A 15,174-nucleotide genomic window follows, 5' to 3' on the forward strand; every position below is an offset into this window, starting at 1 on the left:
ACCGACACGGACGGAAGGGCAGAACATGGTCTCGGACAGCGCGCGGGGTGGCCCGCGGATCACCGCCGTGCTGGGTCCGACCAACACAGGCAAAACCCATTATGCTCTGGACCGGATGCTGGGCTATCGCAGCGGTGTCATCGGTCTGCCGCTGCGCCTTTTGGCGCGCGAGGTCTATGACAAGCTGGTCGGTTTGCGTGGCCCCAATGCGGTCGCGCTGGTCACGGGCGAAGAGCGGATCGTGCCCGAACGCGCGCAATATTGGGTTGCGACGGTCGAGGCGATGCCACTGGGTCTGGGCGCCGATTTTGTCGCCATTGACGAAATCCAGCTTTGCGCCGACCCCGAGCGCGGCCATGTGTTCACCGACCGTCTGCTGCATATGCGCGGCACTCAGGAAACGCTGTTCCTGGGGTCCGACACCATGCGCAGCGCGATTGCGGGATTGGTGCCCGAGGTGCAGTTTCTTTATCGCGAACGATTTTCCGAGCTTGTCCATGCTGGATCCAAGAAACTCAGCCGGATGCCGGGGCGATCTGCGATTGTCGGATTTTCCGTTGATAACCTCTATGCAATCGCCGAACTGATGCGGCGCCAGAAAGGGGGTGCGGCGGTGGTGATGGGCGCGCTGTCCCCGCGCACCCGCAACGCTCAGGTCGAGATGTACCAGAATGGCGAGGTCGAGTATCTGATCGCCACGGATGCCATCGGCATGGGGCTGAACCTTGATATCGACCATGTCGCCTTCTCGGCCCTGTCTAAGTTTGACGGGAACCGGATGCGACAGCTTGCGCCCAATGAACTGGCACAGATCGCTGGCCGGGCCGGGCGGTATATGAAACATGGCTCGTTCGGTGTGACGGGTGAGGCCGCACCGTTGTCGGACGAGGTGGCCGAGGCGATCACCTCGCATTCCTTCACACCGATCCGAAAATTGTGTTGGCGGAATGCCGACTTGACGTTTGGCAATCTGCAGGCGCTTATCCGCTCACTCGAACTGCCCACCACCAACAACTGGCTGACACGCGCGCGCGATGCCGATGACGTGGTGGCCCTGAAGATGCTGTCCGAGGACGCCGAGGTCGTCGCCCGCGCCACCGACGGGCGCTCTGTCGGGCTTCTGTGGGACATATGCCGTTTGCCTGATTTTCGTGGTATCAGTCATGCAGAGCATGCCAGCCTGATCACCAGCCTGTTCAGTGACATTCACGAGCATGGGCGCGTGCGCGAAGACTGGTTTGCCCGGCAAGTGAAGCGGATCGACCGGGCCGAGGGCGATATAGATACCCTTTCCAAGCGGTTGGCGTATATTCGCACATGGACATATGTGGCACAGCGCCGCGACTGGCTGGACGATGTTGCCCATTGGCGCGGAGAGACTCGTGCTGTAGAAGATCGCCTGTCGGATGCGTTACACAGCGCCCTGACCAAAAGATTTGTAGATCGCCGCACATCGGTATTGCTGCGGCGGTTGAAACAGAAGGAGAGCCTCGTGGCTGACGTGAATGACAAAGGTGAAGTGACGGTCGAGGGACAATTCGTTGGCCGGTTGGACGGGTTTCAGTTCAGCCAGGACTCGTCCCAGAGCCCGGAAGAGGCAAAAACCCTGCGGGCGGCGAGCCTGAAGGCGCTTGCGCCAGAATTTCACCTGCGCGCGGACCGGTTCTATAACGCGCCGGATACCGAGCTGGATTTCACCGAGCAAGGTGGGCTGATGTGGGGCGAGCTGGCCGTTGGCAAGCTGGTCAAGGGTGATGAACTTCTGAAACCGCGTGTGCAGGCATTCGTCGATGAAGAGGCCGGCAGTGATGTGGCCGAAAAGGTCGCGCGTCGGTTGCAGCATTTCATCGATCGCAAGGTGCAGGCGCTGTTCGAGCCGCTGACCACCATCGAGAAGGACGAGACGCTGACCGGCCTGGCGCGTGGCTTCGGCTTCCGCATGATCGAGGCGCTGGGGATTATCCCGCGCGATCAGGTGGCACAGGAAGTGAAGGATCTGGATCAGGATGCCCGGTCTGCCTTGCGCAAACACGGTGTGCGCTTCGGTCAGTTCACCATCTTCATGCCGCTGCTTCTGAAGCCTGCGCCGACCCGGTTGCGTCTGGTTTTGGACAGCCTGTTCAAAGACTTGTCAGAGTTTCCTGAATCGCCGCCGCCCGGCCTTGTCACGATCCCGGTGGTCGAGGGAGTGGATCAATCCGCCTATATGCTGGCAGGTTATCGCCCCGCCGGAGCGCGCGCGATCCGCATCGACATGCTGGAACGTCTGGCCGATCAGCTGCGTGCCGAAGACAGCCGCGGCGGGTTCGAAGCCAAGGCCGACATGCTGTCGATCACCGGCATGACGCTGGAGCAGTTCGCGGATTTGATGCAGGGGCTTGGTTATAAGGCCGCGAAGGCCGAGCGTGTGAAGGTCAAAGCGCCCGCAGCAGACGCCGAAAATAAATCCGCCGATGGCGACCCGACCGAGACGCCCACGGAAGCACCAACCGAGACACCGACCGAAGTGCCTGCTCAGACGCCGGATGAGACCCCGTCAGAGGCACCGGCTGAACTGCCTGTCGAGATGCCAAGCGAAACGCCGGGCGAGGTGCCCGCCGAAGTGCCGACCGAAACCTCTGCCGAAAGTGCAGAAGCCCCAGAAGCCCCAGAGGCATCCGAAGCCCCCGAAGCCCCCGAAACCGAAGTGTTCTATACCTTCACATGGGGCGGCTTTGGTCGCGCCCGTGGTGGGAAACCGCGCGGGGACCGTGCGCAAGGTGATCGACCGCGTGGCAAACAAGGTGGCAAGCCCGGTGGTAAAACCGGCGGCAAGCCGGGCCGGGGCGGTCCACGCAAAGGTCCACGCGACACCAAGCCGAAAAGCTATCAGTCCGGGCCACGAAAAGAAAAAGCCATCGACCCGGACAATCCCTTCGCCGCCTTGCTGGCGCTGAAGGAAAAGAACTGATTGACGGGAAGCGACGACATCACCGCATCCGGGGGCAGGGGAACCACCCCGCCCCCCGGTGCACATGGTTCAAAGATGCGTGCCGATAAATGGCTGTGGCACGCCCGGTTCTTCAAAACGCGCAGTCTGGCCACCAAGGTGATTTCTGCGGGGCATTTACGCGTCAACAGCGACAAGATTTCGAAGCCGTCATTCAACGTTGGGGCCGGTGATGTGCTGACCTTTCCGCAAGGTCGACAGGTTCGGGTGATCCGAATCCTTGCCCTGTCAACGCGGCGTGGCCCGGCAGCCGAGGCGCAAACGCTCTATGTTGACCTCGATCCGCCAGACATGGGCAAGAACACTGTCCCTGATCCGTCCAAGCCCATACTCCAGTCTGACCGCAAAGGGCGTCCGACCAAGAAAGATCGTCGCAGCTTGGATCTTTCGCGCAAGCGATACCTTGAATGATCGCGTCGCCTGCCATATTGGGTGCTGTATGCCAAAGTGAGGTGTCATCATGACCTATGTCGTCTTAGACAATTGTATCGCCTGCAAATATACGGATTGTGTGGAAGTCTGCCCTGTAGATTGTTTCTATGAAGGCGAGAATATGCTGGTGATCCACCCAGATGAATGCATCGACTGTGGCGTGTGTGAACCGGAATGCCCCGCCGACGCCATCCGCGCCGATACCGAACCAGGCACAGAAAGCTGGGTCGAGTTCAACCGCAAATATTCCGAACTATGGCCCGTGATTATCGAGCGCAAGGAGCCTCTGCCCAACGCGGAAGAGCGGGACGGAGAAGAAGGCAAGCTGCAAAAATACTTCTCGGAAGCCCCGGCGGAACAGTGATTCGAAATCTGCGCAAAACAACGCCGATTTTGACCGTATTTGACCGTCGGTCAGTAAGGTAACATGCTGAGATAGAAGTGAAAATATCGCCTGCCGCACCGCGGCGCTTTCGCGGTGCCGTTTTTTGTGGTATGATGACCGTGAATTTGTTGGGGCAAGCAACGCCGGATGACGGTGAAACGTACCGAAAAATGAAAGCCAACCGACGGGTATTCAGATGCCCTGCGGTTTTTTGTCGACCGGTCAAGAATATGCCCACCCAGCAGAAAACACAACAATTGCGCGAAGGATGCGTCGTATGAGCAAGAAAAAGCTGGATTTCCGCCCGAACGAATATGTCGTCTATCCGGCCCATGGGGTTGGTCAGATCGTCTCGATTGAAGAGCAGGAAGTCGCTGGGATCTCACTGGAACTTTTCGTCATCTCGTTCGAAAAGGACAAGATGACCTTGCGGGTTCCGACCCATAAGGCCACCGAAGTCGGGATGCGTAATCTTGCCAGCCCGGACGAAGTGTCGGATGCCATGAAAACCCTGAAAGGCAAGGCCCGCGTCAAACGTGCGATGTGGTCGCGCCGTGCCCAGGAATATGAGCAAAAGATTAACTCGGGCGACCTGCTTGCAATTGCCGAGGTCGTGCGCGACCTGCACCGCACCGATGATCAGCGCGAACAAAGTTATTCCGAGCGCCAGCTTTACGAGGCTGCACTTGAACGCCTGACTCGCGAAGTTTCAGCGGTTGGCGGTGGCGATGAATTGGCCGCGCAGAAGAAGATCGGTGACGTGCTGCAATCGCGCGCTGCGGCTGCGTGATTTCACTTCTTGAAAATGAACCGCCGTCTGCATGTGTCAGGCGGCGGTTTTCGTTTGCGATCAGCTCAACAGCGCTGCGAACACCGCCAGCGCCGAGATTTCAGCAACCTGTTGGCTGGCCCCCAGAATGTCTCCGGTCTGGCCGCCGATCTTCTGCCGGGCAATGATGGCAAGGATTACTATGCCCAGCCCGACCCAGAAGAACAGGGCGATCAGGGCGTAAGGGGTAAAGACCAAAGCAGCCAGAAGGGCACATCCAGCACCAAGCAGCAAGGTGTTCTGTGGCACCCGCCCCACGGATTGTGACAGGCCGGAATCGCGGGCATTTGGCAGGGTAAACATCAGTGCCACCATGGGTGCGCGGCTTACCACTCCAACCACCAGCAGCGCCCAGAATGCGCCATCAGTGGGCAGGATCACCGCCAATGACGCGGCGCGCAGTCCGAGCGACAGCACCAAAGCGATCACGCCAAAGGCGCCGATGCGGCTGTCTTTCATGATCTCCAACCGCCGCGCCTGGGTTACGCCACCCCACAGCCCATCGGCAGTATCGGCCAGCCCATCTTCGTGCATCGCGCCGGTGATCATCACCTGGGTCACAAGCGCGGCCAAGGCTGCCCAAAGGGCTGGCAGGTCAAACCCAAGGGCGGCAAACCCGACCAGCGCGCCCAGCCCCGCGGGGATCATCCCGACAAGGGGCCATGCCCAGGCCGACCGCGCGCCGCGTTTGACAGCCGCATCAGTGTCCAACCGGATCGGCAAACGCGTCAGAAGTCCGACCGCCGCAGGGATGTCCGCCAGCGTTGCCAGTGCATCGTCGTCAGTGGGGCGGGTGTCGTCTTTGGTCATAATTGGTCTTTTGCGGTCTGGTTGCGGTCCACGGCCATGGGTAAAGAGAGAGGCATCGGGAATCAATCGGGAACCACGCCATGACCATCACGCCCTTCGCCACCCTTGCCGCGTTCAAAACCCTGCTTGCTGGGGCGTGTGGTCCCGACACGGCGGCCCGCGCGGCGGCAGAGGAGCGCAACGGTCAGCTGACCAAACCCCCCGGTGCGCTGGGGCGGCTGGAAGACCTGGCGATCTGGTATGGCAGCTGGCGCGGCACCGGGCGGCCTGCGATCAAAGCGCCTCAGGTTATTGTTTTTGCAGGTAATCACGGCGTGACCGCACAAGGCGTCTCGGCTTTTCCTGCGGAAGTGACCGAACAGATGGTTCTGAACTTCCAGCATGGCGGCGCTGCGATTAATCAATTGTCCAAGACATTTGGGGCCAAGATGGATGTGTATGCGTTGTCGCTGGATCGGCCCACGGCAGATTTCACCCAAGGCCCGGCGATGAGCGAGGAGGAATTGGTCGAGGCTTTGCTGACGGGCTGGAACGCGGTCGATGCGAGTACCGACTTGCTGGTCACAGGCGAGATGGGGATCGGCAACACAACCTCTGCCGCCGCGATCGCCCACGCATTGTTTGGCGGTGAGCCGGGTGATTGGGTCGGGCGCGGCACCGGGGTGGATGACGCGGGTGTGGCGTTGAAGACGCGGGTGGTGGCTGACGGTTTGGCGCAGAACCCCAAAGCCAGGGGCAACGGGGCCGAAGCGCTGCGTTGTCTTGGCGGGCGCGAGTTGGCAGCCATGGCCGGTGCCATCGCGCGCGCGCGTGTTGACCGCATCCCGGTGATCATCGATGGCTTCATCTGTTCGGCGGCTGCGGCCTGTTTGCACCAGATGTCGGACACCGCTCTCGATCATGCCGTGGCGGGTCACAACTCTGCCGAAGCGGCACATGGGCGCGTTCTGTCCGCACTGGGGAAAGAGCCGCTTCTGTCGCTGGGCATGCGTCTGGGCGAGGGGTCGGGAGCGGCCCTGGCCATCGGCATCCTGCAAGGGGCCGTGGCGTGCCATTCCGGAATGGCAACCTTTGCCGAGGCGGGCGTGGCAAACGGATAACGCGATCAGTTTCGCCGCATGAACAAATAACCCGATTGGCGGACCTCCACCGCCCAAGCGGTATCGTGTGCGTCTATTGTGCGTTCAAAACCCGTGATGTTCGACGGCTCATCAGCGATCAGCAGCCATCCTTGATCCGCCACGTGATCCAGCAGCCGGGCAAGGACGTCGTGTCGAGCGGATCGCGTCAGCATATGAAGTGTCCGGTCGATCAGGATTACGTCAAAGACCCCGTCTGGCTGGTAGGACGTGATGTCAGCAACCACGCCTTCGACGGGTAGATCTTCCCGCTGCGCCGCCGCTTCAAGATCGCGGATACCATGGGGCGAGAGATCAACACCAACGACGACATGCCCTTGTCGCGCGATGAACAGCGCATCGCGACCCTGTCCGCAACCAACGTCCAGAACGCGAATGGGGCGACCGTCAAGCCGGTCAAAGAATCGGGTGAAGGTCTCGGTGGGTCGGCCAAGCGCGTCAGGCGTCTTGCTGTAGAGTTTGTCGTAATCATAAGCCATGGACCCAGCGATAACGGATGCGGATCAGAATGGCTAAGTGAAATATTTCGTGATCGGCCCGGTCCGGGTCTACCCATGATCGGTGGGCAGTGGTGCGTCCTGCTTGACGTGATCCAACACGATCTGGCTTTGCACCCGCGCGACCGAGGGATGCGGCAACAGCACCTCGTGGATCAGCACGTTCAGCGCCGAAAGGTCGCTGCAATAGACCCGCATCAGGTAATCGGAATTGCCGGTCAGGGTCCAAACCGATGTGACCTCGCTGCGAAAGTTAACCAGTCGCAGAAAGGCGCGTGCTGACTCGGGCGACTGGCTTTCCATCTGCACTTGCACAAAAGCCTGCACCTGCAAACCAAGGCGCGTCGGATCAAGCCGGGCGGCATAGGCGCGGATATAGCCCTGTTCCTCAAGCCGCGCGCGTCTGCGCCCGGCCTGACTGGGTGACAGGTTCAGATAGTCACCCAAATCCTGCGCCGTCATCTGGGCGTCTTGCTGCAATGCTTTCAGCAGTTTTCGATCCGTCTCATCCATATGCGTAAAACTCGCGTATATCGCGTTAACGTGCACGTTGTGCGCAAATTTAGCGGTTAATAATGCAAACAATGCGCGGAAATATCAAGCTGAATGCAGGATACTCGTTAGGTAACGTGTTAACGAACAGGAGTGAGCCAATGGGTCCGTTTCCACATGATGCCCCGCGCGCAGAAATCAGTGACAAGAACCCCGCAGGAACCGACGGGTTTGAATTTGTCGAATTTGCCCATCCCGATCCGCAGGAACTGCGCGATCTGTTCACCAAGATGGGGTTTGAGCAGACCGCCAACCACAAGACCCGCAAGATCGAGCTGTGGCAGCAAGGTGATGTCAGCTATCTGATCAACATGGAGCCGGGCAGCCACGCCGCGAAGTTCATCGCGGAACATGGCCCCTGCGCGCCCTCGATGGGCTGGCGCGTCGTCAATGCCCAGCACGCGTTTGACCATGCAGTGAAGATGGGCGCAAAACCCTATGATGGTGACGGCAAGGCGATGGATGTGCCTGCGATCTATGGCATCGGCGAGTCGCTGATCTATTTCATCGACCAGTATTTTGACACCAGCGCTTACAATGAAGAGTTTGACTGGATGTCGAATGCCCATCCGAAAGGCGTCGGCTTTTATTACCTCGATCACCTGACGCACAACGTGTTCAAGGGGAACATGGACGTATGGTTCCGGTTCTATGGTGATCTGTTCAATTTCGAAGAAATCCGGTTCTTCGACATTCAAGGCAAGCACAGCGGGCTGTTCAGCCGCGCGCTGACCTCGCCCTGCGGAAAAATCCGTATCCCGATCAACGAAGACCGCGGCGAGAAAGGGCAGATCGTCGCCTATCTTGAGAAATACAAAGGCGAGGGCATTCAGCATATCGCTGTCGGCACCGAAGATATCTATGCCTCGGTAGACGAGATTGCGGGGCGTGGCCTGAAATTCATGCCCGGCCCGAACGAGGCCTATTACGACATGTCTTATGATCGTGTGAAAGGTCACGAAGAGCCAAAGAACAAGATGATGAAGCACGGTATCCTGATCGACGGCGAAGGAGTCGTTGGCGGGGGCGAGACGCGCATCCTGTTGCAAATCTTCTCGAAAACCGTGATCGGCCCGATCTTCTTCGAATTCATTCAGCGCAAGGGCGACGATGGGTTCGGCGAAGGGAACTTCAAAGCCCTGTTTGAATCGATCGAACGCGAGCAGATCGAAAAAGGCGAGCTGGGCGACGTGGCCTGATACACGAAAGTCCGGGCGCAATGCCTGAGACGAGCGCATGAAACGCCCGGTGGTCCGACCATCGGGCGTTTTGTATAGGTTAGCTGAACGGCAGGATTTCCAACTTGACCGAGCGTGATCCCTTTTTATAGACCAGCTCCGTCGCCGAGATGGACAGAACCTTGCCGCCATCCAGACGGCTGCCGACGCCGACCTTCTGATACCGGCCCGACGGCAGGCGCACCAAGGCCCTGCGCGACGACGCCGATCCATAAATCCCGATCAGGCTGATCTTACGCAGGTTTATGGCGTTTTTGATCGTGGCTTGTTTGGCGACCGAGGCGCGTGTCGGGATGCTGGGGGTCACGCTTTGTTTCGGCGATGCCGCAGCCACCGCGACCGAGCCATCGGATGCGTCAGCACGGGCCGCATTGCTGCGCGCGACGATCTTGTTGAACCCCGATGGCCGCTGGCGAGGCTCAAGCGATGTCGCAATGGCCTGTTTGGTCGGTGATACGATCCCGGCGGTCGACGGGTTTCCGGCCTCGTCATTGGCCGAGGGATCGTCAGCGGCCTGCAACGCGGCGGTGATCGCGGCCGCCTGTGCGGCGGCGCGAGGTGTGGTTGGGCGGACGCGTGGGCGCAGCACGGCCAGTTCGGTCCGCGTCCGACCACCCAATTGCAGACGCTCATTGCCCTCGATCAACCCTTCTGGGCGCGCGCGCGGACGGATGCGCGGCAAGGTTGGCGTGGCATCGACTGTCTCTTCAACGGTCGGCACAACCGCTTCACTGCCGGGGCGCGGGGCGGGAACAAGGGCGGGCTTTCCGGCAAAGACCATGACACCGTCTGGCGAAAGCGCGCCTTCGGGCGTGGCGATGACCAGGCCATTGCTGTCCAGCGCGAAGGTGGTGCCAAGCGGCGGCGGCGGGGCGGTGTTGACCGGGGCGGCGGATCCGCTCAGCAGGCCGGTCGCGGGCAGGGCGACCGCATCCTGCACAGCCGTCTCAGGGTCAATTGATGCGACATAGAGGTCATCCAGATCGGTGGTTTCCGGGCTTCTCATCGGTTCCGGTGCCCGTTGCCAGATACCGGTGGCGGCATAGCGGGCTTGCGCCGCTTCGGGTGTTAGCGGGTCGCGCCCGCCCGTCGCGGCCCGTGCCTGATCCACTTCATTTTCCAGGGCGGCGTTGATGTTGTCCTCTTCGGCTTCTTGCGTGATGGCGTCCGGGTCTGTCGAAATCGCGGCTTCAAACGGGTCCTCGCGTTCGGGAAACAGCCATGCCGTGCTGTCATTCAGGAAGAACATCGACCATAGGGCCACAACCGCCATCAGCAGAAGCAGGCCCAACACCAAGAACAGGCCCAGATATCTCGGTTTCCCACCGACGTCCTGGATTTGACGCGCGCCAAACACCGTCATCGTTTCCGCCTCACGGGCGCGCGGCGACGGTGTTCTGGTTGATTTCGTTGGCCGCGCCGCGTGTCCCGTGCCGCCAAGCTGCGACGGGGGTGGAGCTATTGCAGTGTCGGCCGGATCTGCACTGGTATCCGCCCGACGGTTGCGGAGTTTCGGAAGCGCTACCTTTGGCCGGGTGGCTTTTTGCTGGTCGGATTTTTCGCGGCGCCGGTCTTCGATCTTTTGGGCGGCCTTGCGTCCAAGTTGGCCCGCGGCGTCTGCTGCACTTGCCAAACCAGCCGCGCTTTTGCGCGCGGCGGCAGTCAGTTTTTCGGCGCTTTTCCCATCTCCCTGCGCAGCATGTTTTTTAGGTTCTGCCCGAGGTGCTGCAAAGGCGGGGTCATCGCCGAAGGCGATCGGCGCGGTCACTGGCACATGGACAGGTTTCTGTGCAGGTGGCTCTTGCAGCTCGGATGGTTTCGGCGCAGAGGGCGCTTTGCCGTCCGGGGCGTCACGATCAACGCCGAAGGACAGACGCGGCTTGATCTCGATCTCGACCGGGTCTGTTTTTGGTTCGCTGGGTGCCGAATCTTCGACGCGGCGGGAGGAAAAGGTCGGTGCGCCCGATGCCGTGCGGGACGCTGGCACAGCAGCCTCGGGACCATTGAGCGGTGGAGGTGGTGGCACGATGCCTGACACTTTTGTGCCGCGCGCGGTCGGGTCATCCTTGCCCGATTTGTCAGTTTCGGGCGCCGGAGCAGGTGATTGACCGGCCGGAGGCGGTATATCTTCTGGCGCTGCGCTGTCTTCCGGCTCTTTGACATCTTGCGGCTTGGGAGCTTTGGCGATCCCTGTATCTGGAACGGCATCGGGTGCTGGTTCTGCCGATGTGCTGGCAGTGGCATCGTCGGGTTTGGCAGGTTGTGATCCGACGGGTGCAGGTTCATCCGGCGTTGGCGGGAAGGGGGCAAGTTCGGGCAGGGGTGCAGCACCGGTCTGATCCTTATCCGCCCCGTATGTTGCCGACTTCGCCGCTGCCTTTTCAGAGGCTTGTGCCTCCTCGCTCAAAACGGCCTGTGCCCGCTTGTTGTCGGAGATGGTTCCGAGCACTTCAGGCACGGGCGCGCGGTCGGGTTCGACCGACGCACCGGCTGTGACGGCATTGCTTTTCACCGGTCCAAAGAATGCCTCGCCCGAAAAACTGCCGGACGGGCGGGCGACGAAGCAAAGTGGGTTCAGGTTATGTTCGTTGGCAAAGGCTTCGGCTTCATCCAGTGTTTCACGCGCCACGACGGCCACATGGACCATCCCGTCTTCATCGGGGTCTGCGCGCCAATCGAACACCAGATCATCAACGTGATACGGGGTCAGCCCCTCCAGCCCTTCGCGTATCCGGGCATCGCGCGTGACGTTATCGGGGCCGGGGGCCGTCAGGGTGGTGAACAGCAATTGCGACGCAGGAATGATCAACTTGCAGGAAAACCCGCCGCTTTCCAGATCAGCGGCCTTGCGGCGCAACAAATCCAGCCCGCTTGTCAGATCCGGATGGTCCAGCGAAACTTCACCCACCAGCACCCAGCCACCCTTGCCGCGATGAACAAGGCCGATACCGTCATGATTGAGATCAAGCGCAAAATTGGGCTTCATACTGTCTGTCGTCCTGCTCTGACCCTTCCCGGAGAAATTCCGGAACCCCGAACGTGCGAAAAAAGCCCACTGGCTGGGCGCACCCTTTGGAAACTATAGCAGGTTTTCGCTTATGGAAAGAGCAGGTGGTGTTCCCGCCTTGCACCCGGCAAATATCGGCGCAGAGTGGCGCAAAACAGGAGAGCAAGATGCGGAAAACGATTGCGATTTTTGGGTTGATGATGGCCGTGGCATCACCCGTCTGGGCGGACAGCAACGACGCGCGGCTGACCGTCACCGGGCAGGGCATCGCCGACGTGGAACCTGACATGGCCCGGATCAGCCTTGGTGTGACGAAAGAGGCGCCCGAGGCCGGCGCCGCGCTGGATCAGGTGGCCGGGGTTGCACAGGACATTTTTGACCGTCTGGCCCAACAGGGGATCGAGCCGCGCGACATGCAAAGCTCGCAAGTCAACCTGTCGCCAAAATATGACTACAACCGCAACCCGGACGGGCCGCCGAAACTGGTCGGGTTCACTGCCAATACGATGGTGTCAGTGCGCGTGCGCGACCTGACCAAGCTGGGGCAGATCATGTCGGCTGTGACCGCGGATGGGGCCAACCAACTCAGCGGGTTGCAGTTCGATCTGCAGGATCGCGGCCCGGCCGAGGATGCGGCGCGTGCAAGTGCTGTGAAAGACGCGATGGCGCGGGCCAAGGTGCTGGCGGATGCGGCTGGTGTGAAGTTGGGGTCTGTCGTTTCGATTCACGAGGGTGGCGGATATGCCCCTGCGCCGGTCTATGGCCGCATGGCGATGGAGGCTGCACAATCTGATATGCCGATTGCAGTGGGCGAGGTTGAGATTGAGGCCAGCGTGACCATGGTGTTCGAACTGGGTGAGGAATAACGCCGAAGCATCAGTATATAAATGAAAAAGCCGCCAGAAGGCGGCCTTTTCTGTCGCTGGATTGACCTAGGCCGTGGCCTTCGCCAGAGCCTGATCCAGATCGGCGATGATGTCGTCCGGGTCTTCGATGCCGATGGAAATCCGCACCACGTTCGGCGCAGCCCCTGCGGCTTCCTGTTGTTCGGGTGACAACTGTCGGTGCGTGGTTGATGCCGAGTGGATAACCAACGACCGTGTATCGCCAAGGTTCGCCACGTGGCTGAAAAGCTCCAGACTGTCCACCAGCTTCACACAGGCGTCATAGCCGCCCTTGATCGCGACGGTGAACAAAGCGCCGGCGCCTTTGGGGCAGACGGTGGCAACGCGGTGCTTATAGGGCGAACTGTCCAGCCCGGCATATGTGACGGCGTCGACGCGCGGGTCGGCTTCCAGCCAATTGGCGACCTTTTCGGCGTTGGCGACGTGTTTTTCCATCCGCAGCGACAGGGTCTCGATCCCCATCAAGGTATAATGCGCCGCTTGCGGGTTCATGGTCATGCCCAGATCGCGCAGGCCAATGGCGATGGAGTGGAAGGTGAAAGCCATCGGGCCAAGGGCTTCGGCAAAGACCAGACCGTGATAGGCAGGCTCTGGCTGGCTCAGTGACGGGAACTTGTCGGACGCCATCCAGTCGAACTTGCCCGAATCCACCACGCAGCCGCCCATCACCGTGCCGTTGCCGGTCAGGTATTTGGTGGTCGAATGCACGACCAGCGTCGCGCCCAGCGAGATTGGGTTGCACAGGTAAGGCGTGGCCGATGTGTTGTCGACGATCAGCGGCACGCCCGCCTTGTCGGCAATCGCGGCAATTGCCGGAATATCGGTGATATAGCCGCCGGGGTTGGCGATGGATTCGCAGAACACCGCACGGGTGTTGTCGTCGATGGCGGCGGCCACGGCGGCCTCGTCATCGAAATCGACGAACTTGGTTTCCCAACCGAAGCGCCTGATGGTCTGGCTTAGCTGCGTGACCGATCCGCCGTAAAGACGGGTCGAGGCAACGACATTCTTGCCCGGACCCATCAACGGGAACAGGGCCATGATCTGGGCTGCGTGACCGGATGAACAGCAAACAGCACCTGCGCCGCCTTCAAGCGCTGCGATGCGGTTTTGCAATGCGGCGACCGTCGGGTTGGTCAGGCGCGAATAGATATAGCCCACTTCTTCCAGGTTGAAGAGTCGCGCGGCGTGCTCGGCATCTTTGAAAACATAGGCGGTGGTCTGGTAGATTGGCACCTGACGGGCACCGGTGGCGGGGTCAGGCTCGGTCCCTGCATGGATTTGCAGCGTGTCAAAGCCCAGTTGGCGGTCGTCGGACATGGAATACTCCCTTGTTTGGTTGCGCGCAGGCTAGGCGAAAGGGGCCGGGGCTTCAACGGGTGTTGCATCGGGCACGCGATGGGGATGTGGAGTTTGGAACCACATTCAACCGAATGCTTCGGTCTGGTCCTTTTTCCGCCCTATGATATGGTTTTGAGAACCTTGTTCCGGAGCGCATAATGCCGACGCCATTTCACCTTGCGATAAACGTCACCGACCTGAACGCCGCGCGCGCCTTTTATGGCGATCTTCTGGGCTGTGACGAGGGGCGATCGACTGACACATGGGTCGATTATGACTTCTTTGGCCATCAGCTTAGCCTGCATCTGGGACAGCCGTTCGACACCAGAAACAGCGGCAAGGTCGGTGCCCACATGGTCGCGATGCCGCATTTCGGCGTGGTGCTGGCCTATGACGACTGGCGCGCGCTGGCGGATCGGTTGGAAGCGCATGGAACTGAATGGGTGATTCCGCCCACAGCGCGCTTTGAAGGACAACCGGGCGAGCAATGGACGATGTTTTTCCAGGATCCGTCCGGCAATCCGATTGAAGTAAAGGGATTTCGGGATTTGTCGCGGGTCTTCAGCGCGTGATGACGGCGCACGCGCACATCGGATGCGCAAAAAAATTCCGATAAATATCCGCTGAAGAAAAACACTTGTATTTCTGATGCAAGAGCCCCATGTAGGGCCTGCGACGTTACCACTATCGACTACACTGCTCCTAAAGGCTCAGTCCCTCGATCTTGTACTGACTTTGCCGACCTGCCGCATGACGTGGGCAGACTAACTAGGAGAAAAACGATGGCTAATGGAACCGTCAAATGGTTTAACTCAACTAAAGGTTTTGGCTTTATTGCACCTGAAAGCGGTGGCAAGGACGTGTTTGTACACATCTCTGCTGTCGAACGTGCAGGCCTGACCGGTCTGGCAGACGACCAGAAAGTGACTTTCGACATCGAGCCCGGTCGTGACGGCCGCGAAAGCGCGACGAATATCGCTCTGGCATAAGGGGTCGGCCTTTCGGGGCCAATCCTTTGCAGACAAAGAAGGCGTATCGGAAACGATGCGC

14 protein-coding genes are annotated in these 15,174 nt (G+C 60.2%); 9 read left to right on the forward strand and 5 right to left on the reverse strand.

What is annotated here, in order from left to right; genetic code table 11:
- Nucleotides 1-25 precede the first annotated feature (25 nt).
- The 4 genes from BMY55_RS08170 to BMY55_RS08185 all read left to right on the forward strand — a co-directional run bounded on the left by BMY55_RS08170 (nt 26) and on the right by BMY55_RS08185 (nt 4,596).
- A complete protein-coding gene (locus BMY55_RS08170; RefSeq protein WP_091429803.1) occupies nt 26-2,950 on the forward strand; it encodes a helicase-related protein in 2,925 nt (974 codons plus the stop codon).
- Nucleotides 2,951-3,025: 75 nt separating this feature from the next.
- Nucleotides 3,026-3,400 (forward strand): RNA-binding S4 domain-containing protein, encoded by a 375-nt coding sequence (locus tag BMY55_RS08175; RefSeq protein WP_091432197.1) that lies wholly within the window; start codon nt 3,026-3,028, stop codon nt 3,398-3,400.
- A gap of 49 nt (nt 3,401-3,449) precedes the next feature.
- Nucleotides 3,450-3,785 carry a ferredoxin FdxA gene (gene fdxA, locus BMY55_RS08180; protein ID WP_091429805.1) on the forward strand — a complete coding sequence of 112 codons (336 nt, stop codon included), beginning with the start codon at nt 3,450-3,452 and terminating at the stop codon, nt 3,783-3,785.
- Between the two features lie 298 nt (nt 3,786-4,083).
- Nucleotides 4,084-4,596, forward strand: coding sequence for a CarD family transcriptional regulator (locus tag BMY55_RS08185; protein WP_091429809.1), 513 nt, complete (start codon nt 4,084-4,086; stop codon nt 4,594-4,596).
- Between the two features lie 60 nt (nt 4,597-4,656).
- On the opposite strand, the gene cobS is transcribed toward BMY55_RS08185, so the two are convergent.
- A complete protein-coding gene (cobS, locus tag BMY55_RS08190) occupies nt 4,657-5,445 on the reverse strand; it encodes an adenosylcobinamide-GDP ribazoletransferase (RefSeq protein WP_091429811.1) in 789 nt (262 codons plus the stop codon).
- 80 nt (nt 5,446-5,525) lie between these two features.
- On the opposite strand from cobS, the gene cobT reads away from it, so the two are divergent.
- Nucleotides 5,526-6,545: a nicotinate-nucleotide--dimethylbenzimidazole phosphoribosyltransferase gene (gene cobT / locus BMY55_RS08195; protein ID WP_091429812.1), complete on the forward strand. Its 1,020-nt coding sequence runs from the start codon at nt 5,526-5,528 to the stop codon at nt 6,543-6,545.
- Between the two features lie 5 nt (nt 6,546-6,550).
- Here the strand turns inward: cobT and BMY55_RS08200 are convergent, their stop codons facing one another.
- Together BMY55_RS08200 and BMY55_RS08205 are read right to left on the reverse strand one after the other, a co-directional pair.
- Nucleotides 6,551-7,063, reverse strand: a complete 513-nt coding sequence (locus BMY55_RS08200) for a class I SAM-dependent methyltransferase (RefSeq protein WP_091429814.1) — start codon at nt 7,061-7,063, stop codon at nt 6,551-6,553.
- Between the two features lie 69 nt (nt 7,064-7,132).
- Nucleotides 7,133-7,594, reverse strand: coding sequence for an Lrp/AsnC family transcriptional regulator (locus BMY55_RS08205; RefSeq protein WP_091429815.1), 462 nt, complete (start codon nt 7,592-7,594; stop codon nt 7,133-7,135).
- 140 nt (nt 7,595-7,734) lie between these two features.
- Here BMY55_RS08205 and hppD point away from each other — a divergent pair, with 140 nt between their 5' ends.
- Nucleotides 7,735-8,832, forward strand: coding sequence for a 4-hydroxyphenylpyruvate dioxygenase (gene hppD / locus BMY55_RS08210; RefSeq protein ID WP_091429816.1), 1,098 nt, complete (start codon nt 7,735-7,737; stop codon nt 8,830-8,832).
- Between the two features lie 79 nt (nt 8,833-8,911).
- On the opposite strand, the gene BMY55_RS08215 is transcribed toward hppD, so the two are convergent.
- Nucleotides 8,912-11,857 (reverse strand): hypothetical protein, encoded by a 2,946-nt coding sequence (locus BMY55_RS08215; RefSeq protein ID WP_091429818.1) that lies wholly within the window; start codon nt 11,855-11,857, stop codon nt 8,912-8,914.
- Nucleotides 11,858-12,045: 188 nt separating this feature from the next.
- Here BMY55_RS08215 and BMY55_RS08220 point away from each other — a divergent pair, with 188 nt between their 5' ends.
- Nucleotides 12,046-12,744, forward strand: a complete 699-nt coding sequence (locus BMY55_RS08220) for an SIMPL domain-containing protein (protein ID WP_091429819.1) — start codon at nt 12,046-12,048, stop codon at nt 12,742-12,744.
- Between the two features lie 66 nt (nt 12,745-12,810).
- Here the strand turns inward: BMY55_RS08220 and BMY55_RS08225 are convergent, their stop codons facing one another.
- Entirely contained in the window at nt 12,811-14,103 is a 1,293-nt protein-coding gene (locus BMY55_RS08225) for an O-acetylhomoserine aminocarboxypropyltransferase/cysteine synthase family protein (RefSeq protein WP_091429820.1), read from the reverse strand.
- 179 nt (nt 14,104-14,282) lie between these two features.
- Here BMY55_RS08225 and BMY55_RS08230 point away from each other — a divergent pair, with 179 nt between their 5' ends.
- On the forward strand, nt 14,283-14,696 hold the full coding sequence (locus tag BMY55_RS08230) for a VOC family protein (RefSeq protein ID WP_091429822.1): 414 nt from the start codon (nt 14,283-14,285) through the stop codon (nt 14,694-14,696).
- Between the two features lie 210 nt (nt 14,697-14,906).
- Nucleotides 14,907-15,113 (forward strand): cold-shock protein, encoded by a 207-nt coding sequence (locus BMY55_RS08235; RefSeq protein WP_091429823.1) that lies wholly within the window; start codon nt 14,907-14,909, stop codon nt 15,111-15,113.
- Nucleotides 15,114-15,174 lie beyond the last annotated feature (61 nt).

This window comes from Aliiroseovarius sediminilitoris, assembly GCF_900109955.1.
Lineage (GTDB): Bacteria > Pseudomonadota > Alphaproteobacteria > Rhodobacterales > Rhodobacteraceae > Aliiroseovarius > Aliiroseovarius sediminilitoris.